Raw genomic sequence first — 23,029 nt, forward strand, 5'->3', positions numbered from 1 at the left:
AAACCATGCGTCTGTATTCCAATCTCATGATGGCGGTAGCGATCATAGCCCTGCCGTTGGCATTGCATGCCGCGCCGGTGAAGGCTGGGCCCGTCAAGGTATGGGAAACCGACGCCGATCAGTCGAAGCTGCTGGCGCGCCAGCCGGATCTGACCTTCGCCCCAAAGGGCGGCCAAGTGGGCACGGATACGCTTATCGTAGTAGACAAATCGAAGTCGTTCCAGACCATGGTGGGGTTCGGCGCATCGATGACGGACGCGTCCGCCTATCTGTTGCAACAGAAGATGAAACCCGCCGACCGCGACGCCTTGATGGCCGATTTGTTCGGATCGAAGGGCCTAGGGTTCAGCTTTATGCGCCTGACTGTCGGCGCGTCGGATTTTTCGCGTGACCACTATTCCTATGACGACATGCCAAAGGGTGAAACCGATCCGACCTTGGCAAACTTCTCGATCGCGTATGCCAAGACTGACGTTATACCGAGTGTAAAACAGGCGCTGAAGCTCAATCCTCGGATGACGATCATGGCGTCGCCCTGGTCTGCACCCGGCTGGATGAAGACGACCGACAGCCTGGTCCAGGGCGCGCTGAAGCCGGAGGCCTATCCCTACTTTGCTGACTATCTGTCGAAATATCTGACCGCCATGCGCGGCGAAGGCATCAATATCGCCCTGCTGACGCTTCAGAACGAACCTGGGTTCGAACCGGATTCCTATCCCGGTATGCGTGTGGACCCGGCCTCGCGGGCCGCCTTCATCGGCGGTTTCCTGGGACCGAAACTGGCCGCTGACGGTGGGCGGACGAAAATTCTCGATTACGACCATAACTGGGACCTGCCATCGTCGCCCCTGACTGTTCTGGCCGATGCCAAGGCCAACCCCTATGTTGCCGGCGTTGCCTGGCATTGCTACGCCGGTGACGTGGCGGCGCAGGGGCCGGTTCATGACGCCTATCCGGACAAGGATGCCTATTTTACCGAATGTTCGGGTGGCCAGTGGGCGGCGGACTTCGCGCCGAACTTCGCCTGGACGGTCAAGAACCTGATCATCGGGTCGACGCGGCACTGGGCCAAGGGCGTGCTGATGTGGAATCTGGCGCTCGATGAAAATTATGGCCCGCACAAGGGCGGGTGCAGCGACTGCCGCGGTATTGTCACCATTAATTCCCAGACCGGTGCGGTGATCCGGAATATCGAATACTATGCGTTCGGCCACGCCTCGAAGTTCGTACGGCCAGGGGCGGTACGCGTCGCATCGACCGAAGCCGATGGGTTATCGAGCGTCGCCTTCCGCAATCCCGACGGTTCGGTGGCGCTGATCGTGCTGAACGGCAATGCGCAAACCAAGGCGTTTTCGGTCCGGACAGACCGAAAGACATTTGGCTATACGCTGCCGGCGTCGTCCGTCGCAACCTTCGTCTGGAAACCTTAAACCGATTTGGACATCGGCTTGGATATCGTAGGGGGTGAGCCGTACTTGCCTCTTGAAACAATTGGGTCTAGGACACACCTCTTGCGCGGAGGTATTATTAACAGTGGCAGGCGATCCGTATTCCGAATTGGGCGTCAAACGTGACGCCAGCGATGCTGAAATCCAGAAAGCGTTCCGTAAGCTGGCCAAGGAACTGCATCCCGACACCAACAAGGACAATAAGGTCGCCGAAGAGCGCTTCAAGCGCATAACGGCCGCCTACGACTTTCTCAAGGATGCCGACAAGCGCAAGAAGTTCGACCGCGGCGAAATCGATGCTGATGGTCGCGAGATCTTCCGGGGCGGCGGTGGTGCTGGACGCGCGGGTGGTTCGCCCTTTGGCGGCGGCGGGCGCAGTACGCACTTCGAAGGCATGGACATCGACGACATTATGGGCATGTTCGGTGGTGGCGCGCGCGGGGGCTCGCCGTTCGGCGGCGGCTTCGGCGGCGCGCGTGAACAGGCGCCGACCAAGGGCAGTGATGTCAAGATCAAGCTCGATATCGACCTGCTTGATACGATTATCGGCAATACGCGCCGCGTCCTGCTGTCCGACGGCCGCACCCTTGACGTCAATATCCCCAAGGGCTCTCGCGACGGTCAGACCCTGCGCCTGAAGGGCCAGGGATCGCCGTCGGCGTCCGGGCGCGGTCCTCACGGCGACGCCATGGTCGAGCTTCACCTGAAGCCACATCCTATTTTCCGGTTGGACGGCAATGACCTGCATATGGACCTGTTCGTCTCCCTGCCGGATGCGATCTTAGGGGGCAAGGTCCAGGCATCAACGCCTGATGGGCCGGTCAGCGTCAATCTGGCCAAAGGGTCCAATTCGGGGGCCATCCTTCGCTTGAAAGGCCGTGGCGCCTATGAAGCCAAGGGCGGTACGCGGGGCGATCTGTTTGCGCACGTTGTTCTGGCCATGCCGGACAAGGGCGTCGACGGGATACCGGCCGATCTGAAGGCGGATTTCACCGCCTTGATGGAACGTTGGCGCGATAAGGGCGGTTATACACCGACTGTGACGGCACGTCGCAAGTAGGCGCGGTAGAGACTACCGCGTTTGCGAAGAAATATTCGCGTGAAGCGATTATTTATGTCTTTGACCGGTTCGTTCAGGTAAGGTTCAGGTCTTCACGCCTATAAACGACTTATGAAACAGATTGTTCCCCTTCTTTGTCTGGCTGTTGCCGCCGCGCCCCTGGCGTCGGGGAGCGCATCGGCCCATGATCTGTTGGCCAGCCAAACTCCCGCGTCGCACCTGTCCTATCTGGCTCTGAGCGAGCCTGCAGTGGTGATAAAGGCGGGCTACGTCCCGCGCAAAGGCGATCGCCAGGACCAGGATGGCCGGCGCAACGGCGACGACAGTAGTTCTGACGGCCGTCGTAACGGTGGTGGCGACCGAGGTGAAAACCGCCGCGACGATCGCATGAGTGACGCCATTGCCGTAGCCTCACGCCGGGGCGACTATATCAATGCCTGGCCGGCTGGCGGATCGGTGTTTCGCGTTCGGGTATCCACTCCCCAGGGACGCAAGGACGTCTATGTCGACGTCAACTGTCGCTGCATAGTAAGGGAAGAATAACGTGCGAATCCTGCTTGCCGAAGATGATCCCGATCTGTCGCGTCAATTGAAGGCGTCGCTTTCCGACGCCGGTTACGTGGTTGATCACGCGCCCGATGGCGAGGAAGCACATTTTCTCGGCGATACGGAACCATACGACTGCATCATTCTCGATCTTGGCCTGCCCAAGATCGACGGCGTATCGGTTCTGGAGCGCTGGCGCCGGGAAGGCAAGACGACGCCTGTCCTGATCCTGACGGCGCGTGGCGCCTGGAGCGACAAGGTGTCGGGCTTCGATGCCGGGGCCGACGATTACCTCACTAAACCGTTCCATACCGAGGAACTCCTGGCCCGCCTGCGCGCCTTGGTTCGTCGCGCCGCCGGCCATGCCCAGCCGATGCTGGTATGCGGCGGCGTGCGTCTCGACCCTCGCGCGGCGCGGGCATCGGTCAATGGCGAACCTTTGCGGCTGACCTCGCTGGAATACCGTCTCCTGCATTACCTGATGATGCATCAGAACCGGGTCATTTCGCGCACGGAGCTGGTCGAACATCTGTACGATCAGGATTTTGACCGTGATTCCAACACCATTGAAGTCTTCATGGGACGCCTGCGCAAGAAGATAGGCAATGAGCGTATCGAGACCGTGCGCGGTCTGGGCTATCGCCTCAAACCGTTGCACGATGAGGTCAGCGATCTGTGACGGACGGGACGGGCGCGACCGATTCCCCTAAGACTGTCGCTCCCAAAGCCGGTGGCGGGTTTCTGCTGCGCCTGTTCCGTCGCCTCACGCGCAAGAATTCCCTTGTCGGCCGACTCATTCGCCTAGCCAGTGTCTGGTTTATCTTTTCGCTGGTTATAACCGGCATTGCTCTGACCGCCTATTTCCATCAGGCGGCGTTGCAACGCTTCCAATTGAATGTGAAGCAGATCGCCGACAACCTCTACGCCGACACCGATATTGACCATAGCGGCAAGGTGGTGACGCCACCCTTTTTCGATACGCGCACCACTCGTGTCTATTCCGGCCTGTACTGGCAGGTGAGCGAAATCGATGCCAAGGGCGCCATCAACGATGCCGCTCGGTCGCGTTCGCTGTGGAACGAACATATTCCCATTCCCGCGACGACGCTTGCCGATGCCAAGGCACGCATCGGCGAAGGGGTCTTCTATGACAGCATCGGGCCGGAAGACGAACCGTTGCGTGTCGCGGCGGTCTATTCCAAGATCGACGGCCGCGCCTTCGTCTTCCTGGCTGCCGAAGATCGCGCCCCGATGGACAAGGATGTTCGGCGGTTTGCCCTGATCACCGCCGCAGCTTTGATTGTACTTGCCCTGGGGTCGTTGGTCGCCATATTCATTCAGGTTCGCGTGGGCCTGCGTCCACTGTTCGATCTGACCGACGAAATTGCCCACATTCAGGGCGGCACCCAGCAGCGACTGCTCAAGTCCTATCCGGCTGAAATAACGCCCGTGGCAACGCAACTCAACGCCTTCCTGGATTATTCTCAGGAAGTGGTGGAGCGTCAGCGCATGCATGTCGGCAATTTGGCCCATGCTCTGAAAACGCCCCTGGCCGTGTTGATGGCCTCAGCCGGCAACCAAGAGGGGGAGTTGCCCGAAATCATGCGCAAGCAGGCCGAAACCATGCGCGCCCAGGTCGATCATCACCTGCGCCGCGCGCGGGCGGCAGCGCGATCGCAGGCCCTGGGCGAGCGCACGCCGGTGGAACCTGTACTGGATGAGCTGGCGGTCATGTTGGAGCAGGTGTTTCAGGATAAGGGCGTCATTATCGACTGGCGCGCGCCGGACGATCTGGCTTTCCGGGGCGAAAGGCAGGACCTGCAGGAAATCGCGGGCAACCTGCTCGAAAATGCCTCGATCTGGTGCCGCAAAAAAGTGCGTATCACTGCGGACTTCAACCCGGCCGACCAGTCAATGAGTCTGGCTATCGAAGATGACGGGCCTGGCCTGGACGAGGCGCGTTTCGACGAGGTTCTGAAGCGGGGCGCGCGACTGGATGAAAGTGTGCCGGGATCCGGCTTAGGGTTGTCGATTGTCGATGAACTGGTCCGCGCCTATGGCGGTACACTGACGTTCGGCAAGTCGCAAATTGGCGGTCTGAAGGTGTCGGCAAAGCTTCCCGCAAACCTCGACGGCGCCGCCGTCTGACCGGAGAGGGTGTTCGCATACCCGTCAGACAAAATTAACCAGATCATCCTTATGATCAACCCTCTCAAGTCGTTGTAGCTTAAGGTCTTCCAGACACTCATGTCCCTGATCGCCGATAACCGTCTGACGATGCTCAGAGGTCTGGTAAAGACCTTGCCGCAGACGGCGTTGCGGTCGCTGGAAACAGCGCTTGGACTGACCAATGACCAGAAGATGGTCGAGGTGCGTGAACTGATCTCCAGCGAGATGGAATGCAGGCACGTCAAGGATGCTGTTTTCGCTCCCTATCTGCCGATGTTTCAGGATCGGGCGGACGGTTTGGAGGGCGTGCAGTTCGATCGGTGGATACTGGACAATCTTTGGTCGGCGCTGGAGTCGCGGGAACCCGAACTGCATGCTGAGGCCCGCTACGTCCTGCGCGGCCTTCGTACCGAAGACCCGACGCCCATCGTTTTTTTTCGCCTCGTAAATGCCGCCGCCGGTATCATCCGCGAAATGCCTGAACTGGCGCTTCGCCGAAACGCCACGAATGACGACCGCGAAGAGCTGGCTGAATTTGCCAAATATCTCGATTTGCATCGCCTGTCGCGTCAGGTCCTGTCGCGTCTCTATGATTTCATGGGCCGCATCGATGCCGACAAGGCGGCGGCCCTGCGTGTCCTGTTTAAGGATGCAACGGAGATCGACGAAGAAGGGGGTTACAGGCTCCTCGAAATCATCTTCGCCAATCTGGAAGACGGCGCTCAGATTATCAAATTTGTGGCAACCGTATCCGATAGGCCGAACGACCGCTTTCTGGCCATGTCGGAGCTGGCGGATTTTGGCACACGGATTCTCGACCAAATCGAAGACAGCCTGGTGTCGCTTAAAGCTTTCATGGGCGCCCGCAATACGGCCTGTAATCTGGATGAGGCGGGCGATCGTGTCGCGCTTTGCCTGGCTCAGCTTCAGTCCTTCGGCCACTACATAGAACTGGCGCGGGGTGGCCCGTGGGGCCAACGTGTCGCCGAAGCGCACAAGATCATTTCCGAACTGGTCGAAAGCCAGTTGAAGACGGCCGAACGCTCGGTCGAAGACGTGCTGCCATTCCGCTCAGAACGCATCTATGGTCGCATCAAGAGAGAGGTTCCGGATTTCACCAAGACCTTGCCGCAGGAGACGGTGGCGAAGGCGCGTCAGACGCTCATCTTCATGCGCAAGATCCGTAACATAGCCAATGCCGGGGGGTTCGCTGCCCTGCATTCCAAGGTGGCGCAGGCCATCGAGGTGCGTCTTGATGCTTACTTCACCGAATTGTTGGCACTGGCCAATGGCGAGGACCCGTTCGATACCGAACAACTCTTCGGCCTTTTCGAACTGGTCTCCGATTTGATGCAGGCCCTGTGTGGTGAAGACAAGGGCGCCGTAGCGCGCCGACGCATGGCGTCATCCAACCTCTTCAATCCATCCCAATCCCCTGCGTGACAGCCGTTGCGGTCGTGTTGGGCTAAGTCATAACGTCGCGGCCGCCAAAACGCCCCTTCACTTTGGCCCGAAATGGTCTATGTGAAACGCAATGATCCTACTCGCCCTGACCTGCGTGCTAATCTGCGCCGTGCTGATCGCGCTGGCGGCGATATGGCAGCGCGTTCGCCGTGCACCGCCGCAATGGGCGCAGGAAAAGTCACTTTATGCCAGCTTCATGGCCGATGTTGACAGGCGCCTGGCGGCAGGAAACATCGACGCCGACCAGGCGCGCGAGGAACGCGCCGAAGCTGGTCGTGCCCTGCTGAAAGCCAGTGACCGGCCTGAGACCTCAGGCAATATGAAGCCACTGCATGGCTATATCGCTCTCGGCCTTGTGGCTGTGGCCAGCGCCTGGCTTTATCTGTTTGTCGGTCATCCTAAGCTGGCGGATCAGCCCTACAAGCAACGCCTCGCCGCCTGGACGCGTCTGGCGCAGAGCCAGCCCGACAGTTTGCCGCCCAAGGCCATGGCGGCCGTCCTGCGTCAGGGACAGCATGACCATGCCAAGGAGGTCGATTATTGGCTGTTCCTTGGCCGCATCGACATGCTGGCCGGTAATAATTACCAGGGAGCTCAGGACTATCAGAAGGCGCGGGAACTGGCGCCGCAAACCTTTACCGCCTGGTCGGAACTGGGCGAGGCCCTGACCTTTGTCGGCGGCGGTGTCAGCGGTCCCGATGCCAAGGCCGCGTTCCAGAACGCGCTTAAACTGAATGCTAAGGACCCGCGTGCTCACTATTATCTCGGCCAGCAGGCTATAAGCGACGGCGATTACGAAACCGCACGAACCCATCTCACGGCCGCTCTGTCAGCCATGGCACCGAACGATGTCAGCCGTCGGCAGGTTCAGGACGCATTGAACAGCATCGCCCCGGCCGAAGCGGCGGCTCAGGCGATGAATACGCGGATTTTAGGTATGGTGGCCGGCCTGGAAGGCCAGCTTCAAGCCAATCCAGAAAATCCCGATGGCTGGGCGCGGTTGCTGCGGTCATACGATGTGCTGGGCGATCGGCAAAAACGTGCGGCGGCTCAGGCGGCCATGCAGAGTCACTACGCCAGACGCCCCGACGTAATTGCCGATATTCTGACCCGGGCGCAGACGCGCGTCGGGTCGGAAGGGGAGGCGAAATAATGGGTTGGTTGCCAAAATCCGTCAAGGCGCGTCGCCGTCTCGTCATCTTCCTTATCGCCGCGCCAGTCCTTATCGCCGCCGTTGCGCTCAGCCTGTATGCGCTGAAGGGCACCGTCGTCTATTTTTACACCCCGGCCCAATGGGTCGAGGCGCGGGTGCCGGTTGGCAAAACCGTGCGTTTGGGCGGCCTGGTCAAGCCCGGTAGCGTCGTTAAGACGCCAGATGGGGCGACGACCTTCGTTGTCCAGGATAAGCTGAAAGAGGTTTCGGTGGTGTATCGCGGCAATCTGCCTGACCTGTTCCGCGAAGGGCAGGGTGTGGTGTGCGAAGGCGAGGTGACCGGCGTCACGACCCTGCGCGCCACTCAGGTCCTGGCCAAGCACGACGAAAAATACATTCCGAAGAACGTCCAGAAAGAACTGGAAAAACAGGGCGAATGGCGTCCGGACTCGGGCATGGACAAACCAAAGCCGGCGCAGAAACCTTTCGCATGACCCATATCGATGAAATCGGCAATTATTGTCTGGTTCTCGCCTTCTGCTTTTCGTTGGCGCAGGCCGGTTTTGTACTTGTTGGCCGCGGACGCGGGGGCATTGCCCGCTATGCCGAAGGCGCGTCTCTGGCTGCCGCCCTGGCCATTGCGCTTAGCTTCGCCATCCTGATTATCGCCTTTGTCCGTTCCGACTTTTCGGTGGTCAATGTCTATGAGCATTCCCACACAGACAAGCCTCTGCTGTACAAGATTTCCGGCGCATGGGGGTCTCATGAAGGCTCGATGCTGCTGTGGTGTACCATACTGCTGGTCTATGGCGCTGCCATTACCGTGAAGGGCCGCCATTTGCCGGAAAGCCTGAAGCTGAAAGCGCTGGGCGTGCAGGGGTTGCTGGGCGCCGCCTTTGTTGGTTTTACCTTGTTCAGTTCCAACCCCCTCGGACGGCTGGAAGACGCGCCACTGCAAGGGCAGTCGCTGAACCCGGCCTTGCAGGACCCGGCGCTGGCTTTCCATCCGCCGATGCTCTATCTCGGCTATGTCGGCATGTCGGTCGTCTTTTCGTTTGCCGTCGCGGCCCTGATCGAGGGGCGGTTAGACCGGGCGTGGGCGCGCTGGATAAGGCCATGGGTTCTGCTGGCTTGGAGTTGCCTGACCGTCGGGATTACGCTGGGCGCCTTCTGGGCCTATTATGAACTGGGCTGGGGCGGCTGGTGGGCCTGGGACCCTGTCGAAAACGCCTCATTCATGCCGTGGCTGGCGGCGACCGCCTTGCTGCATTCGGCCATCGTGATGGAAAAGCGCGACAGCCTGAAGGCGTGGACAGTGTTTCTTGGTCTGCTCGCCTTTACCTTCTCGATGATGGGGGCATTTCTGGTCCGTTCGGGGCTTCTCACCTCGGTTCATGCCTTTGCCGTCGATCCGCAGCGCGGCATATTGCTGGCGGCCATATTACTTGTCACGGCCGGCAGCGGTTTCACGCTGTTCGCCCTGCGCGCGCCGACCCTGGCCCCTGGCGGTCTGTTCGCCCCGGTGTCGCGCGAAGCCACCCTCGTGCTCAACAACCTCCTGATATCGGCGGCCTTGTGTTCGGTGTTCCTGGGCACGCTCTATCCTATCCTGATGCAGGCCCTGTTCGACAAGACCATGTCGGTCGGTGCACCCTATTACCTGCTGGTCTTCGGGCCGATCATGATCGCAGCCCTGCTGATCGTACCGATTTCCGGCCTCATGTCATGGAAGCGCGGCGACCTTAAGGGCGTATTGCAGCGGCTGGCCGTTGCGTTCGGTGTATCGGTTCTGGCGGCGGCAATCGGTCTCCTGTTCCACAAGGGGCCAACTGTCCTAAGCAGCGCGGAGTTCTTCGTGGGCCTGCTGGTCGGTTTCTGGCTGATCTTCGGCTCTTTCAAATTGCTGGCTGAACGGATCGAATTTACCTGGAAGGCGATGCCGAACTGGCGGCGTTTGGTCGGGTTGCCGCTGGCGACATGGGGCATGGTCTTGGCGCATGTTGGCTTGGGGGTCTTTGTGCTGGGCGCGGTGACGGAGACGCATCAAAAGCTAAGCATCATGCAATCGGTTTCACCAGGCGATACGCTGCACCTTGGTCGTTATGATATGACGTTTGCAGGCTTGTATACACAACCGGGCGCCAACTATGACGCCCAGGGCGGTGTTTTCGATATCACGTCGAACGGCCGCAAAGTGTGCGAAGCGCGCCCGCAGCGCCGCTTCTATCCGGCATCTAACCAGGTCCAGAGCAAGGTGGCTCTGTGCTTCACGCCCCTGGATGATCTGTATGTCGTCATGGCCGAGCCGCAACTTCAGCCGGATGGCAAGGCGTCGTGGCAGGTCCGGTTCTTTTATAATCCGTGGGTGCGGCTGATCTTCTTCGGCCCGTTGCTGATGGCGTTGGGCGGTATTTTGAGCCTGGGTGATCGCCGCCTGCGCCTCGGGATCGCGCAAAAGGCGGACAAGGCGGTTAAGGGATGACGCGGGCCGCGAACCGATATGGGCGCTTCGGCGCCACTTGCCTTTTGATCGCCGGGTTGTCGATGGGAGCGGCATTTGCGGCCCCTGTCGCCGAACCCGATCCCGCGCGTGAGGCCCGGGCCCATCGCCTGTTCACCGAAGTCCGCTGTGTTCAGTGCCAGAGCGAAAGTATTGCAGATTCTGATGCCGATATCGCGGGAGACATGCGCCGCGAAATCCGCGCCGACATTGCCGCCGGTAAAACGGATGCGCAGATTCGCCAGGAACTGTTCGATCACTATGGCGATTATGTTCTTTTTCGGCCAAGATTGTCTCTTGGTAATGTCGCTTTATGGCTAATTCCGCCACTAATTGTGCTGATTGGTGCCATTTTTCTCGTATTTTCGAATAAAAATCGTTCGAAATCAAAAGATTATGACTTAACTGACGAAGAAGAGAAGAAACTCAAAGCGTTGCTGAAAAAACGCGATTGATGTCACGATTTTGCCTCACGGGTTTGTTTACAATGGGACGAAGACAATATTTGGCGTTTCTTGTTGTATTCGGCGGATGATACGCTCAAATATCTGATGAACACGCTTTCTGAATTTAAAGGTAAAATTATGGGGAATTGGAATTTCAAGGCCTTGCTCAAGAACCGTTCCGCCATTGGTGGCGCAGTTGCAGGCCTGGTCCTGGGCGCGGGTGTCGCCGGCGCAGCCATCACCGGTTTCGGTGATCACCGAAACGGGTATGATGGCGCCTCTCTGATCAAGACGGCCGACTTGACTCCGGTCAAGCCTCCGGTTGGCGCGCCGATGTCGTTCGCCGATCTGATCCAGCGCGTATCGCCGGCTGTGGTTTCGATCGAAACCCGTGGCAAGATGAAGATCGATACAGGCATTCCGTCCTTGCCGGGATTCAGCTTCCCCGGTCAGGATGATGGTAAGCAGCGCGAGCAGGAAGTGCGCGGCGCGGGCTCCGGCTTCTTCGTGTCGGCAGACGGTTTCGTCGTCACAAACAATCACGTCATTGAAGGCGCCGATGAAATCATCGTCAAGCTGACCAATGACAAGGAACTGCCGGCCAAGGTCGTTGGCCGTGACATCGGCACCGACCTCGCGGTCCTGAAGGTCGAAGGCAACGATTTCCCGTTCGTGCGTTGGGAGCTTGAAAAGCAGCCGCGCGTCGGTGACTGGGTTATCGCCGTCGGCAACCCGTTTAACTTCTCCAACACAGCCACGGCGGGTATTGTTTCGGCCTATGGCCGCGACTTGCGCGATTCTGCGGGCGGCCCGGATTACACCGACTACTTGCAGATCGATGCGGCCATCAACAGAGGTAATTCCGGTGGACCGACCTTCGACCTCTACGGCAAGGTGATCGGCGTCAATACCGCCATCGTCACGCCGTCCGGCGCCAATGCCGGGGTCGGGTTCGCGATCCCGTCCGATGTGGCGTACAAGATCACCACCCAACTCATGAAGGGTCAGGCGATTGCGCGCGGCTATATCGGCATCCTGATCCAGCCCGTAACCAAGGAAAATGCCGAAGCGCTCGGGATTACCGATCTGACCGGCGCTTATGTCACCGAAACGACGCAAGGTGGACCCGCCGATAAGGCCGGACTCGATATCGGGGATATCGTCAAGTCGGTGAACGGCGCGTCCGTAAAAAGCCCGACTGAGCTCACCCGCCGTATTGCCGATGTCAAGGTCGGTGAAAAGGTCAAGCTGGGCGTGTTGCGCAACGGCAAGATCGTCGAAGTCACTGTGACCGCGGCACTACGTCCTTCGGAAGACGAACTCAACAAGAAGGGCCTCAACGGCTTGGGCGGTTCTGACGACAGCTCGTCCGGCAGTTCATCGAGCGGTACGCCGGTGATCGGTTTGTCGGTCAAGGCGATTACGCCCGACGTCCGCCGCGACTTCGGTATAGGCGCTGATGTCAAGGGTGTTGTGATCACCGATCTCGACGGCGATTCGGATGCGGCTCAAAAGGGCCTCAAGCCGGGTGATGTGATCGTGCGCGCCGATAACAAGCCGGTGACAACGCAAGGCGAATTTTCCGCGATCATTGATGGCTTCAAGAAGGCGGGACGACCCAGCATTCTGCTTATGGTCAACCGTGATGGTCGCAACGTGGCCCTTCCATTGTCGCTTAAGGATACCGCCGGAGCCAAGAAGTAAAATTCTGGACATACGACATAAGGCCCGCCAGAGATGGCGGGCTTTTTTGTTTTTGATATCGTCCGGGTTCGGTTGCGACCTGCTGTTGCCGGCTCCTCTTTTGATTGCCAATTTTTAAGAGGAAAAGGATAGTCGCGCGTGATATGACCTATCCATTGGAACCCAGCGAGAGTCGAGAATGAACGTCCTGATCGTCGAAGATGATGCCGAAGCCGCCCTCAACATGCAGCGCGGTCTGAAGGACGCGGGTATCGAGGCCCGACTGGCCGGCGATGGCGAGCAAGGCCTTAGGGCGGTTAAGGATGAGATGCCGGACGTCATCATCCTGGATCGCATGATGCCCGTCATGGATGGGGTCAGCATGCTGACGCAACTGCGGTCGGAAGGCGCGGATGTGCCGGTGCTTTTCCTGTCGGCGCTGGGTGAATTGGAAGACCGCGTGTCGGGTTTGCGCGCGGGCGCCGACGACTATCTGGTCAAACCCTATGCCCTGTCAGAATTGGTGGCCCGTGTCGAAGCGCTCAGCCGCCGCAAGGAAAAGGATCAGGTCGAAACCATCCTGCGGGTCGGCGATCTGGAAATGAATCTGATCTCGCGCGTCGTGAAGCGTCAAAGCAAGATCATCGACCTGCAACCGCGTGAGTTCCAGTTGCTCGAATTCCTCATGCGCCACGTTGGCCAAAGCGTTACCCGCACCATGTTGCTGGAAAAGGTCTGGGCCTATCATTTCGATCCTCAGACCAATGTGATCGACGTGCATATTTCGCGCCTGCGCTCCAAGCTGGACAAGGATTTCGACCGCCCCATGCTGCACACCGTGCGTGGCGAGGGGTATCAGTTGAAGGCCTGACCTTCGGTCAGGCCGTATGCGCGTTCAATCGCCACGCAGGCTTTCCTCGCAACGGCTCGGGCGCGCAGTCGCGCTTTGAAATGAGTGAACTTTATGAGTGACGAACCCGCGCGAGACCCCCGCAAGGACATGATCGACGCCATCTGGCGCCGGGTCGATGCGCTTGCCATCCTGCGTCCCAATTTCTTTCGCCAGACGCCGTTTCGCCTGACACTGGTCTTCCTGTGCGTCTATGTGTTCGTTGCCGCCCTGGTGTTCGGCTACATCTATCTGGCGACCTCGACGGAATCGCGGGCCTGGGGCAACAGCTCGATCGACGCGCGTATCAAGAGCCTTCAGGATCTCGACGCGCGCGAAGGTCATGCCGCCGTCGTCGCCAAGATTTTGGGGGACGACGCGGTAGAGTGGGTCTTCGCCAAAGGGGTGTTCGATGGCTCCGGCCAGGTGCTGGCGCAGAACACCCGCGCCCGCATGGAGGGGCGCAACCTGCCCGACACGGTGATCAAGGCGGGCCTGAAGGAGGTCAATTCGGGCAATCCGATCACCTCTCTCAATTTCTTTTCGCCGTCCCCGAATGACCCGAGCGGTTGTTGCCGGTTTCAGGGCCGAATCCTGCGCCTGGACGACAATTTCTTCATCTATGTCGCCATGGACATGTCATGGGCCGACCACGGCTTCCAGCAGGAAATCAAGGCCGTGGCGGGTGGCGGGCTTCTGGTCGTGATCCTCGGCCTGTTCGCCGGCACCCTCATAAACCAGGAGGTCACGCGTTCGGTGGCGCGGGTGACCAGCGTGCTGGAACGGGTACAGGAAGGCGACCTGCGCGCCCGCATCGTGGTGCGCGATTCAGGCGACGAATTCGATGCCCTGTCCATGCGCATCAACCAGACGCTTGACCGCATGGAAAAGACGATGGGCAATCTGAAATATGCCGGTGACGCCATCGCGCACGATCTGCGCTCACCGCTGTCGCGCCTGCGGACCAAGCTGGAAGTGTCTTTGCTGGACGTCGACAAGGACCCGTCCAAGGCGCACGACGCGCTGGTCAAGGCGCTCGAAGAAACAGGTCAGCTTTTGCGTACCTTCCAGACGGTGTTTTCCATGTCGCGCCTGCAGGCGCAGGGACAGGCGCCTGATCAGGTCGTTTTTTCCGCGACCGAACTGGCCGAGGATATGGCCGAGCTGTTCGAGGCCGTGGCATCGGACAAGGGGCTGGAGTTCGATTTCGAGATCGACAAGAATATCCGTGCCCTGGGCAATCGCGATTTTCTGGCCCAGGCGCTGTCCAACCTGCTCGACAATGCCATCAAATATACGCCTGTCCCCGGCGGCGTAACCTTCCGTATGCGCCATACCTCGCAGCGCGAAATCGAATTTTCGATCACCGACACGGGACCTGGCGTGCCGGAAAAAGACCGCGCCCGCATTTCCGAACGGTTCGTGCGCCTGGAAAATTCGCGCACCCTTCCGGGCGTCGGGCTGGGATTGGCTATGGTCGAAGCCGTTGCCGTGGCGCACAAGGGACGGCTGGTGATTTCAGAGGGGCCGGGCGTCTTCGACGGTCAGGGACCGGGGCTGCGTACCGCGCTTGTCCTGCCGCCGGTAGCCGGATAGGGCTCAAGACCGCTTTTCCCCAGCCGCATTCCCCCTACGGGCCTGCATAAACCCATTACCGGCTTTGTATTGTCGGCGATTCAGGGTTAAAGATGTAGGACAAAAGAGGCAGGGACTGTACTTCTACCCACATGGCTGACGTTTTATTCTCCTCACTGGTCGATCGGCTGCATCCGTGCGGACCGGTTCTGAACGCCGGCGCGGCGGATTATGTCTTCGAGACCCTTTATGAGGTCGCCAATGCCGAAGGCTGGCGCGACGTCCTGCAACAGGCCGAAGCCGCTTTGCGGCCCGTCGTGGCGGCCTCGCCCTATCTGGCAGGCCTTATGCGCCGAGATCCGCAACGCCTGCGCGAAACTCTGATCAGCGCGCCCGAAGCCCGCCTGAAGGCTATTCTCCTGGCTACCGAAGCCCTTGAGGCCCAGGCCGCGACTGTGGAGGTGCTGGACATTCCGGCGGCGAAGAAGGTCCTGCGCCATCTCAAGGCCGACACGCACCTGCTGACCGCCCTGGCCGACCTCGGCGGGGTCTGGTCGCTTGACCATGTCACCGCCGCCCTGACGCGCTTCGCCGACGCCGTGACCAGCGCGGCGCTGGCGCTCATGGTGCGCGAAGAGCGCGATAAGGGCCGTCTGACCGTCTACGCGCCGGGCGAGCGCGGAATCCTGCCGGGCCTTTTCGTCCTGGCCATGGGCAAGCACGGCGCCGGTGAACTGAACTATTCATCCGATATCGACATCACCTTCTTCTGCGATCTGGACCGGTTGCCGATCAACGATATTGTCGATCCGCAGACCTTTGCCGACCGTGTGGCGCGCGGCGTCTCCACCCTTCTCAGCGAACGCACAGGTGACGGCTATGTCTTTCGGGTCGATCTACGCCTGCGGCCCGATCCGTCCTCGACTCCGACCGTGGTCAGTGTGCCCTTCGCGCTCAACTATTATGAAAGCGTTGGTCAGAACTGGGAACGCGCCGCCTTTATCAAAGCCCGTCACGTCGCCGGCGATCCAGTCGAGGCCCGGCAGTTCATGCAGGACCTGTCACCCTTCATCTGGCGGCGCAGCCTGGATTATCCGGCCATAGCCGATGTCCATTCGATAAAACGCCAGATTCACGTTTACAAGGTCGATGACCGGCTTGACGCCGCCGGCGCCAACCTCAAGCTCGGCGCCGGCGGTATTCGCGAGATCGAATTTTTCGCCCAGACCCAGCAACTGATCCTCGGCGGGCGCGACCCGTCGTTGCGGTCGAAACGGACGCTTGATGCCCTCGATGCGCTTCGCCGCGCCGGCCATCTGGCCCCGGCCGTCGCCAAGGAATTGAAACAGGCCTATGTCCGCCTGCGCGATTGGGAACACCGCGTCCAGATGATCCAGGACGAGCAGACTCATGAATTGCCGGAAAACGAGGACGATCGCATGCGTGTGGCGGTGCTGTCCGGCTTCTCCAACCTGTCGCGCTTCGACTTGGCCGTGTCGCGGACCCTGCGTCTGGTCAACAGCCACTACGGCGAACTGTTTTCGGAATCCGAACCTTTGTCGTCCTCATTCGGTTCCCTGGTCTTTACGGGGGTGGAGGATGACCCGGAAACGATCAAGACCTTGCAGCGCATGGGATTTGAAAACCCGGAGCAGGTAGCCGCCACCATCCGGTCCTGGCACCATGGCCGTATTCCGGCCACGCGCTCGGAACGCGGCCGCGAACTCTTTACCCGACTGGTGCCACGTCTGCTCGAAGCCTTGAATGAAACGGGTACGCCGTCCATCGCGTTCAACCGCTTTGCCTCCTTCTTCGCCACCTTGAATGCCGGGGTGCAGATCCAGTCCCTGTTTCTGGCGAACCCGAAACTGTTCCATTCGATCGTCGAGATCATGGGGTTTTCCCCTCGGCTGGCTCAGATGCTGGCCCGCCATCCCACCTCCTTCGACGCCATGCTGGATGCGGGTTTCTTCGATCCGCTGGGCGAGGAACTGGATGAACTGGTACGCAGAGAGGTCGAACGTGTACCGGACGATCTCGAAGCGGTGATGAACGCCCTGCGCCGCATAGGCCGTGAGCAACAGTTCCGCATCGGCATGCAGATCCTCAATGGCCGTTTGTCGACCGAAGCCGCAGGGGCTGCCTATGCACGCCTGGCCGACGCCTGTGTCCGTCATCTGGCGCCTTTGGCGCACCAGGACATTGTCCGTCAGGCGGGGCGTCTCGACGGCCATGTGGCGATCCTGGCATTGGGTAAGCTTGGATCTCAGGAAATGACCGCGACCTCCGACCTGGATCTCATGGCCATCTACCTGCCGGAGGATCCCTCCGCGGTCTCAACGGTCAAGGGATGGGCGGCGGAGACCTGGTTTGGACGTTTTACCCAGAGATTGATTTCGGCTTTGTCGGCGCCGACGCACGAAGGCTCACTTTACGAAATCGACATGAAGCTGCGGCCGACCGGCGCAAAGGGACCTGTGGCGGTGTCGTTGGCCGCCTTCGAGAACTATTATACTAAGGACGCGGATACCTGGGAATTCCAAGCCCTGACGCGCGGCCGGGTCGTCTGGTCGTCATCCAGCGATTTTGCTGACCTGGTCAAGTTGAAGGTCGAAACCATTCTGCGCCGCCAGCGCTCGACGGCACAAACCGCGCTCGACGTTCTGGCCATGCGGGCCCTTATGGAAAAGGAGCGGCCCGCCAAGTCGTTTTGGGATTTCAAACTGTCGGTTGGCGGTCAGGTGGATGCTGAATTCGTCGCGCAATATCTGCAATTGATCCACGCTGAAGCGGGTGGGCCGCTGCGTGTCGGCACATTGGCCGCATTGTCGGCGATGTCGCGCGCCGGTTTGGCGCCTGCGGCGGAGATCGAGGCCTTGAGCGTTGCGTGGCGGGTTCAGCAGTCCCTGGCACAGGTCATGCGTGTATCCTTGACGGCCCAGGACGAGCCAAACCACGAGCCGGAAGCCTTTCAGCGCAAGCTGGCGCGCGCCGTTCACACGCGCAGGCTTGATACGCTGGAGAAAAAATTGCGCGATATTCGCAAACGGGCGCGTGCGGCTTTCGAGACAATCGTCAGGCCCAGCGACGGATAACGGATGGTTCTACGTGAAACTGTCATAGGTGAGCGGCGGGTCATCTGAACTTGTCACTGATCTGTGTTTGCAATTTCATATGAAGCCGACCTTAAATCCATCCAGTGTGCTAAAGGAACAAGACCTATGCGGCAGGTAAATGCGGCCAGGGTAGTGGATTTCGACGTTGAACGGCGGGCACGGGGTACGACTGCCCATTCGGGGACTCATGTGACGACACCGGACCCTGACGAGGTTTTGCTGGAACGGATAGGCCGTGGCGACATGGCGGCGGTGTCGGCGCTTGTCTCACGCAAGCTGCCGCGTCTACTCTCGCTCGGCCGCCGCATGCTTGGAGATGCCACAGAAGCCGAGGATGTTGCCCAGGAAACCCTGATGCGGACCTGGAAGCAGGCGGCGACGTGGGTGCCGGGCAAGGCGCGCATCGACACCTGGATGCATCGCGTGGCCCTGAACCTGTGCTATGACCGGTTGCGCCGCCGCCGTGACACCGTTTCTCCAGATGATGTCGATATCGTCGATGATGCCGTGGGGGCCGCCGTCCAGATCGAGCAGGCGCAGACGGCGCAAGCCTTGCAAAGGGCGCTGGCGCAACTGCCGGAACGTCAAAGGACGGCCATTACGCTGAACTATTTTCAGGAGATGTCGAACATTGAGGCCGCCGCAACCATGGGCGTCAGCATCGAGGCGATGGAAAGTCTTCTGGCGCGCGCCCGCCGTACTCTGCGTGGGCTGATGAGTGATGAGACACGTCGAGCAAAACCCGTTAAAACGGGAGGTAAGTCATGAGCAAGTCAATGAATGCGGATCGTTTCCACGCCCTGATCGATTCCTACGGCGCCTCGCCGGCGCGCTGGCCGGAGGCTGAACGCCAGGCGGCGCTCGATTTCCTGGCCGCCGATCCTGCGGCGCAGGCGCGGATAGATCAGGCGCGTGCACTGGACGCTATGCTGGACTGCGTTACAGCGGTCGATCATTTGCGCGCCGACCTGGATCAGCCGGCCTTCGAAGCGGCAATCAATCGTTATGCCGCAGACTTCATGCCGGCTAATAATGTCGTGCGTTTCCCGTCCGCCGCTCCACCACGCGCGCCGCGTCGGCGGATGTCGTGGGCTATAGTGTGGGGAACGAGTATAGGCCTGGCCGCTTGCCTTGCCGGTGCGGCGCTGGGCGTCAATCTCAGTCTGGCCGGCCTGAGCGATGTCCGCGCCCAGACCGTGCTTGAGCAGGTCGCCATGATCGATACGGGGGACTGATGAAACAAACGCACCTGAAATGGTTCCTGGCTGTCTCGCTGATCGTCAATATCTTCCTGATAGGCGCAGGCATCGGTGCAGGCATCGTGCTGAAGAAACATATGCGCGATTTCCGGCGGCCAATGGCGATGCAAAAAGACTGGAAGGACGCCACGACCGGCACCACTCAGGAACAGCGGCGCCACGTATATCTCCTGACGCGCGACGCAGCCCTGAGCGGCGAAGCGGATATGACCAAGGCGCGTGCGCTGCGCACTCGGGCGGCGGCTCTGGCGGCGAAGGACCCTTATGACGCCACGCAACTGGCCATTTTGTCGGAGCAGGCGCGTAATGCCGAAAACGACGCGCGGAGCAAGATCGAGAACGCCTTGATCCTCAACATGAAAGAGTTGCCGGTGCGCGAACGCAGCTTTGTCATACGCACCCTTCTGCGCCCAAGCGCCCGCTTCAATCGCTTCGTTCAGAAGGACGGTAGGCCGCCTGCCGAGGCTGTGGCCGACGCGTCCGCCAGCCGGTAGTCACGCGCGGGCACTACGCAATAGAAATAATTTCGACGGTGGTGCCGGCGACCTGGACTTCATCGCCGACTTCGCGGCCCAGCAAGGCCCGCGCCAGCGGTGACACATAGGATACGCTGCCGGCATTGGGGTCGGCTTCATCCTCTCCGACGATCCGGAAGATCTGTTCGCGGCCATCCTCACGGACTATGGTCACCGTGCAACCGAAGACGACGCGCTCTGCGGATGCGACCGGATCGATGCGCTGGGCAGAACCCAGGCGCGCCGTATAATAGCGCAGATCCCGTGTCGCCCGCGCCATGGCCGTCCGGTCAGCATGGATGAGGCCGGACGCCTGCGCGGCCGTATAGGCAGCCTTGGCATCGGCGAATGCCGCCTCCAGTTGGGCCAGGCCTTCCGGCGTTACAAGATTGGGATGGGGCGACAGCGGGCGATCCGGCAAATTGGCGGCGGCGGCTTCGTGGTCTTCGTCCCGGGTAAAGGCTACGCTCATAGGCTCATTCAAGAGTTTACAGAATAAGGAAGCAAGAGGAGAACGCCCTTCGGCGGTGATCAGGCGGCGTTAATACGCCGTCCCTCATCGTCTTCTGATGCGCCCGCGGCCGTCTGCACGATAGGCAGAATGACGGTGGCCGTCGTGCCTTGCCCCACTGTGCTATCGACCTCGAAGTGGCCACTATGCATCTCGATCAGCGACTTTGTAAGTGCCAGTCCGAGACCCGTGCCTTCCTTGGTTTTTGAGAATTGGTTCTCAATCTGCTCGAACGGTTTCGCTAAGCGATCCATGTCCTTTTCCGCAATTCCGATGCCGGTGTCAGCGACCCGTATATGGACGTTGCTATCGGTATGGGTCGCAGAAATGGTAATGGTGCCGCCTTGAGGCGTAAATTTGATGGCGTTGGTCAGCAGGTTCAGCAGCACCTGTTTCAGGGCGCGGAAGTCGGCTGATATTTCCGGCAGTTGCGGCAGATGGACACGGATCTTAAGCCCGGCCTTTTCAGCTTTCTGGCGCATAAGCCGAAGGGTGTCTTCGACGACCTCATCAATCACGACCGGTTCGAAGCGCAGGGTGAGTTTGCCGGCTTCGATCTTGGACATATCGAGAATGTCGTTGATCAGCGACAGCAGGTGCTGGCCGGAATTGAGGATGTCGTTGGAATATTCCTTGTACCGCGCATGGCCCAACGGCCCGAACATCTCGGATGCCATGATCTCGGAGAACCCGTTAATGGCATTGAGCGGTGTGCGCAATTCATGCGACATGTTGGCCAGGAATTCGGACTTGGCATGGTTGGCGGCCTCAGCGCGAATCTTGGCCATTTCGTATTTGCGCGCCAGGACGGTCTGCTGCTGGCGGCTTTGTTCCAGCTTGTCGACGAGTGCCTGCAACTGCTCTTCGTTTTCGCGGCTTTTTTCTTCCTGAAGCTTCACGGCCGTAATGTCGGCGCCGGTCAGGACGCGGCCGCCTTCCAGGGTGCGGCTTTCGGAAATCTGAATCCATTTGCCGTTGTTGAGCTCGGCTTCGATGACGCCTTCACGGGCGTCCGGCGCGGGCTGCTGGCGACGGATGGCGATTTGCATCACCTGGTCGATCAGTTCGCGCGGGGTGCCAGCTTTAAGGAAGCGCCTGTCGATATTGAAGGTTTCGCCGAAGGTAGAATTCCACATAAGCAGCCGGTTGCGCCGGTCCCACAACACGAAGGCATCGGATACGGAGCTGATGGCGTCGAGCAGACGGGCCTCGGCGCGTTGGGCGCGCAATTGGGCGATACGTTCTTCACTGACATCCAGCGCCACACCGGACAGGCGGTTGAAGCCGGCATGGCTGCGTTCGCCGACGCTTTGGCCGCGGGCATCAACCCAAATAGCCAGGCCATTTACGCCAGGAACGCGGAAGGACACATCGAAGGCGCCCTTGACACGTGCGGTTTCCAGCGCTTTGACGACGTCGCCCCTGTGTTCGGGCGCGATGCGATCCAGCACTTCGGACGTCGAGGCTACTCCGCCACCGCCCCAGCCGAGCATGACGCCGGTGACATCGGACATGTAGATCAGATCCTGATCCAGATCCCAGTCCCATATGCCGCAACGGGCTGATTCCACGGCCAGCCGGTAACGCTGCTCGCTGGCCTGAAACTGCTTGGCGTCGGCCTTGGTCTTGCGCGCCTGGAAGATCAGCAGCAGGCCAAAAAGGGCACCGATCAGCAAGGGGCCGCCGACGAAGATGATGCCCTTGATCAGGTTGTGCGAGGCAAAGAAGAAGCGTTTGGACGGCAACGCCTTGAGCAGGACGAGATTTTCCGCCTTGTCCTGCGGTACGGTCGCGATCTTGACGAAACCGCCCTCGGTCAGCGCGCCCTGAATAAGGTTGCCTGAGTCGGCGCGGGCTTTGAGCTGTCCGAAAGATACCGCCAGCGCCTTGTCGACATTTTGTCCGGTCAGTGTGTCGTCGGAGGCCAGGACAATCACGCCGTCCGCTCCGACCAAGGCGGCAACAGCGCCGTTGGTGGCTGTATCGTCCAGCAGCTTGGGATCGAGCCGTGCCACCAGGACAGGCGCGCTGGTGCTGCCTTTAAGGATCGCGTAGGTCCGGCGGGTCTGGCCGAGGCGGGACGTCAACGGGCGCAGCGAGAACGCGCTCTGCGCCTGTTTGGCGGCTTGTGTCATCAGATCGGCGTCGTCACTGCCGGCCAAAGCGAGGAGGGTGTCATCGCTTCCGATCATGGCAACGCTCAAAACGCTGTCGTGGCCGAGGCGCAAACCGGTTTCTGCGGCGGTCAGGGGAGCGTCGCGCTTTTCCAGCCACTGTGCCTGAGCGGCTTCCAGCGCCAGGCGCGCCGTCGCCAGATGGGCATCCAGACGTGCGGAACTGAGCCGGGTTTCGGTCAGCAGAGCCTGGCCCTCGGCATCCTTATCGGCAGACAGGTTGTTGCCGAGTTGCAAGGTAGACAGGCCCATAAATGTTACAAGGCCTAGGGTCAGACCGAGCGACCCCAGGCGAATCCACAGCGGCATACCTGCACCGACGTGTGACCCGACCAGACGCGACATCAATGACGATCGCGCGGCTGTACGGGGTGTTGCCACGGAGGCACGGACGCGGTCTTGCGAGCCGGTGGCCCGCCCCTTGGCGCCCAAGGCCTGAGAACGCAGATTTTGACGCGTCTCCGTCACAGACAGTCCTACGGTTTTCGGCGTGTACAGAGGCCGGCGAATTGGCAGCGCAG

At 60.2% G+C, this 23,029-nt stretch carries 19 protein-coding genes; 17 read left to right on the forward strand and 2 right to left on the reverse strand.

What is annotated here, in order from left to right; translation table 11 throughout:
* The first annotated feature begins 5 nt into the window (after positions 1–5).
* The 17 genes from AEAC466_RS25460 to AEAC466_RS25535 all read left to right on the forward strand — a co-directional run bounded on the left by AEAC466_RS25460 (position 6) and on the right by AEAC466_RS25535 (position 19,802).
* Positions 6–1,430: a glycoside hydrolase family 30 protein gene (locus tag AEAC466_RS25460; protein ID WP_023456541.1), complete on the forward strand. Its 1,425-nt coding sequence runs from the start codon at positions 6–8 to the stop codon at positions 1,428–1,430.
* 103 nt (positions 1,431–1,533) lie between these two features.
* On the forward strand, positions 1,534–2,508 hold the full coding sequence (locus AEAC466_RS25465) for a DnaJ C-terminal domain-containing protein (protein ID WP_023456542.1): 975 nt from the start codon (positions 1,534–1,536) through the stop codon (positions 2,506–2,508).
* A gap of 111 nt (positions 2,509–2,619) precedes the next feature.
* On the forward strand, positions 2,620–3,051 hold the full coding sequence (locus AEAC466_RS25470; RefSeq protein ID WP_023456543.1) for a hypothetical protein: 432 nt from the start codon (positions 2,620–2,622) through the stop codon (positions 3,049–3,051).
* Position 3,052: 1 nt separating this feature from the next.
* The gene (locus AEAC466_RS25475; protein ID WP_023456544.1) at positions 3,053–3,733 is read left to right on the forward strand and encodes a response regulator transcription factor; all 681 of its coding nucleotides are present in this window, start codon (positions 3,053–3,055) and stop codon (positions 3,731–3,733) included.
* Positions 3,730–5,202, forward strand: a complete 1,473-nt coding sequence (locus AEAC466_RS25480; protein ID WP_023456545.1) for a sensor histidine kinase — start codon at positions 3,730–3,732, stop codon at positions 5,200–5,202. The genes AEAC466_RS25475 and AEAC466_RS25480 overlap by 4 nt, the downstream gene beginning before the upstream one ends.
* Before the next feature lie 99 nt (positions 5,203–5,301).
* On the forward strand, positions 5,302–6,666 hold the full coding sequence (locus tag AEAC466_RS25485) for a hypothetical protein (protein WP_023456546.1): 1,365 nt from the start codon (positions 5,302–5,304) through the stop codon (positions 6,664–6,666).
* 91 nt (positions 6,667–6,757) lie between these two features.
* Entirely contained in the window at positions 6,758–7,840 is a 1,083-nt protein-coding gene (ccmI, locus tag AEAC466_RS25490) for a c-type cytochrome biogenesis protein CcmI (protein WP_023456547.1), read from the forward strand.
* The gene (gene ccmE, locus AEAC466_RS25495) at positions 7,840–8,334 is read left to right on the forward strand and encodes a cytochrome c maturation protein CcmE (protein WP_023456548.1); all 495 of its coding nucleotides are present in this window, start codon (positions 7,840–7,842) and stop codon (positions 8,332–8,334) included. The genes ccmI and ccmE overlap by 1 nt, the downstream gene beginning before the upstream one ends.
* On the forward strand, positions 8,331–10,322 hold the full coding sequence (locus AEAC466_RS25500) for a heme lyase CcmF/NrfE family subunit (protein ID WP_023456549.1): 1,992 nt from the start codon (positions 8,331–8,333) through the stop codon (positions 10,320–10,322). Before ccmE ends, AEAC466_RS25500 begins: the two co-directional genes overlap by 4 nt.
* Positions 10,319–10,795, forward strand: coding sequence for a cytochrome c-type biogenesis protein (locus tag AEAC466_RS25505; protein ID WP_023456550.1), 477 nt, complete (start codon positions 10,319–10,321; stop codon positions 10,793–10,795). Before AEAC466_RS25500 ends, AEAC466_RS25505 begins: the two co-directional genes overlap by 4 nt.
* 129 nt (positions 10,796–10,924) lie before the next feature.
* Entirely contained in the window at positions 10,925–12,490 is a 1,566-nt protein-coding gene (locus tag AEAC466_RS25510; protein ID WP_031238116.1) for a Do family serine endopeptidase, read from the forward strand.
* Positions 12,491–12,668: 178 nt separating this feature from the next.
* The gene (locus AEAC466_RS25515; RefSeq protein ID WP_023456552.1) at positions 12,669–13,340 is read left to right on the forward strand and encodes a response regulator transcription factor; all 672 of its coding nucleotides are present in this window, start codon (positions 12,669–12,671) and stop codon (positions 13,338–13,340) included.
* A 93-nt stretch (positions 13,341–13,433) separates the two neighbouring features.
* Positions 13,434–14,954 carry a sensor histidine kinase gene (locus tag AEAC466_RS25520; protein WP_081714502.1) on the forward strand — a complete coding sequence of 507 codons (1,521 nt, stop codon included), beginning with the start codon at positions 13,434–13,436 and terminating at the stop codon, positions 14,952–14,954.
* Between the two features lie 131 nt (positions 14,955–15,085).
* Positions 15,086–18,028: a bifunctional [glutamine synthetase] adenylyltransferase/[glutamine synthetase]-adenylyl-L-tyrosine phosphorylase gene (locus AEAC466_RS25525; RefSeq protein WP_023456554.1), complete on the forward strand. Its 2,943-nt coding sequence runs from the start codon at positions 15,086–15,088 to the stop codon at positions 18,026–18,028.
* A 210-nt stretch (positions 18,029–18,238) separates the two neighbouring features.
* Positions 18,239–18,817: an RNA polymerase sigma factor gene (locus tag AEAC466_RS0121925; RefSeq protein ID WP_035429091.1), complete on the forward strand. Its 579-nt coding sequence runs from the start codon at positions 18,239–18,241 to the stop codon at positions 18,815–18,817.
* The gene (locus AEAC466_RS25530) at positions 18,814–19,284 is read left to right on the forward strand and encodes a hypothetical protein (RefSeq protein ID WP_023456556.1); all 471 of its coding nucleotides are present in this window, start codon (positions 18,814–18,816) and stop codon (positions 19,282–19,284) included. The genes AEAC466_RS0121925 and AEAC466_RS25530 overlap by 4 nt, the downstream gene beginning before the upstream one ends.
* A complete protein-coding gene (locus AEAC466_RS25535) occupies positions 19,284–19,802 on the forward strand; it encodes a periplasmic heavy metal sensor (protein WP_023456557.1) in 519 nt (172 codons plus the stop codon). The genes AEAC466_RS25530 and AEAC466_RS25535 overlap by 1 nt, the downstream gene beginning before the upstream one ends.
* Before the next feature lie 13 nt (positions 19,803–19,815).
* Here AEAC466_RS25535 and greA read toward each other — a convergent pair whose 3' ends face one another.
* Positions 19,816–20,295, reverse strand: a complete 480-nt coding sequence (gene greA, locus AEAC466_RS25540; protein ID WP_023456558.1) for a transcription elongation factor GreA — start codon at positions 20,293–20,295, stop codon at positions 19,816–19,818.
* Positions 20,296–20,354: 59 nt separating this feature from the next.
* Entirely contained in the window at positions 20,355–22,976 is a 2,622-nt protein-coding gene (locus AEAC466_RS25545) for a sensor histidine kinase (RefSeq protein WP_023456559.1), read from the reverse strand.
* Between the last annotated feature and the right edge of the window lie 53 nt (positions 22,977–23,029).

Source organism: Asticcacaulis sp. AC466, assembly GCF_000495815.1.
Lineage (GTDB): Bacteria > Pseudomonadota > Alphaproteobacteria > Caulobacterales > Caulobacteraceae > Asticcacaulis.

Excerpts from the sequence above, each read along its gene's own strand:
- AEAC466_RS25460 (WP_023456541.1), top strand. The coding sequence starts at position 6 with ATGCGTCTGTATTCCAATCTCATGATGGCGGTAGCGATCATAGCCCTG.
- AEAC466_RS25470 (WP_023456543.1), top strand. The coding sequence starts at position 2,620 with ATGAAACAGATTGTTCCCCTTCTTTGTCTGGCTGTTGCCGCCGCGCCC.
- AEAC466_RS25485 (WP_023456546.1), top strand. The coding sequence starts at position 5,302 with ATGTCCCTGATCGCCGATAACCGTCTGACGATGCTCAGAGGTCTGGTA.
- ccmI (WP_023456547.1), top strand. The coding sequence starts at position 6,758 with ATGATCCTACTCGCCCTGACCTGCGTGCTAATCTGCGCCGTGCTGATC.
- ccmE (WP_023456548.1), top strand. The coding sequence starts at position 7,840 with ATGGGTTGGTTGCCAAAATCCGTCAAGGCGCGTCGCCGTCTCGTCATC.
- AEAC466_RS25500 (WP_023456549.1), top strand. The coding sequence starts at position 8,331 with ATGACCCATATCGATGAAATCGGCAATTATTGTCTGGTTCTCGCCTTC.
- AEAC466_RS25505 (WP_023456550.1), top strand. The coding sequence starts at position 10,319 with ATGACGCGGGCCGCGAACCGATATGGGCGCTTCGGCGCCACTTGCCTT.
- AEAC466_RS25510 (WP_031238116.1), top strand. The coding sequence starts at position 10,925 with ATGGGGAATTGGAATTTCAAGGCCTTGCTCAAGAACCGTTCCGCCATT.
- AEAC466_RS25515 (WP_023456552.1), top strand. The coding sequence starts at position 12,669 with ATGAACGTCCTGATCGTCGAAGATGATGCCGAAGCCGCCCTCAACATG.
- AEAC466_RS25520 (WP_081714502.1), top strand. The coding sequence starts at position 13,434 with ATGAGTGACGAACCCGCGCGAGACCCCCGCAAGGACATGATCGACGCC.
- AEAC466_RS25525 (WP_023456554.1), top strand. The coding sequence starts at position 15,086 with ATGGCTGACGTTTTATTCTCCTCACTGGTCGATCGGCTGCATCCGTGC.
- AEAC466_RS25530 (WP_023456556.1), top strand. The coding sequence starts at position 18,814 with ATGAGCAAGTCAATGAATGCGGATCGTTTCCACGCCCTGATCGATTCC.
- AEAC466_RS25535 (WP_023456557.1), top strand. The coding sequence starts at position 19,284 with ATGAAACAAACGCACCTGAAATGGTTCCTGGCTGTCTCGCTGATCGTC.
- greA (WP_023456558.1), bottom strand. The coding sequence starts at position 20,295 with ATGAGCGTAGCCTTTACCCGGGACGAAGACCACGAAGCCGCCGCCGCC.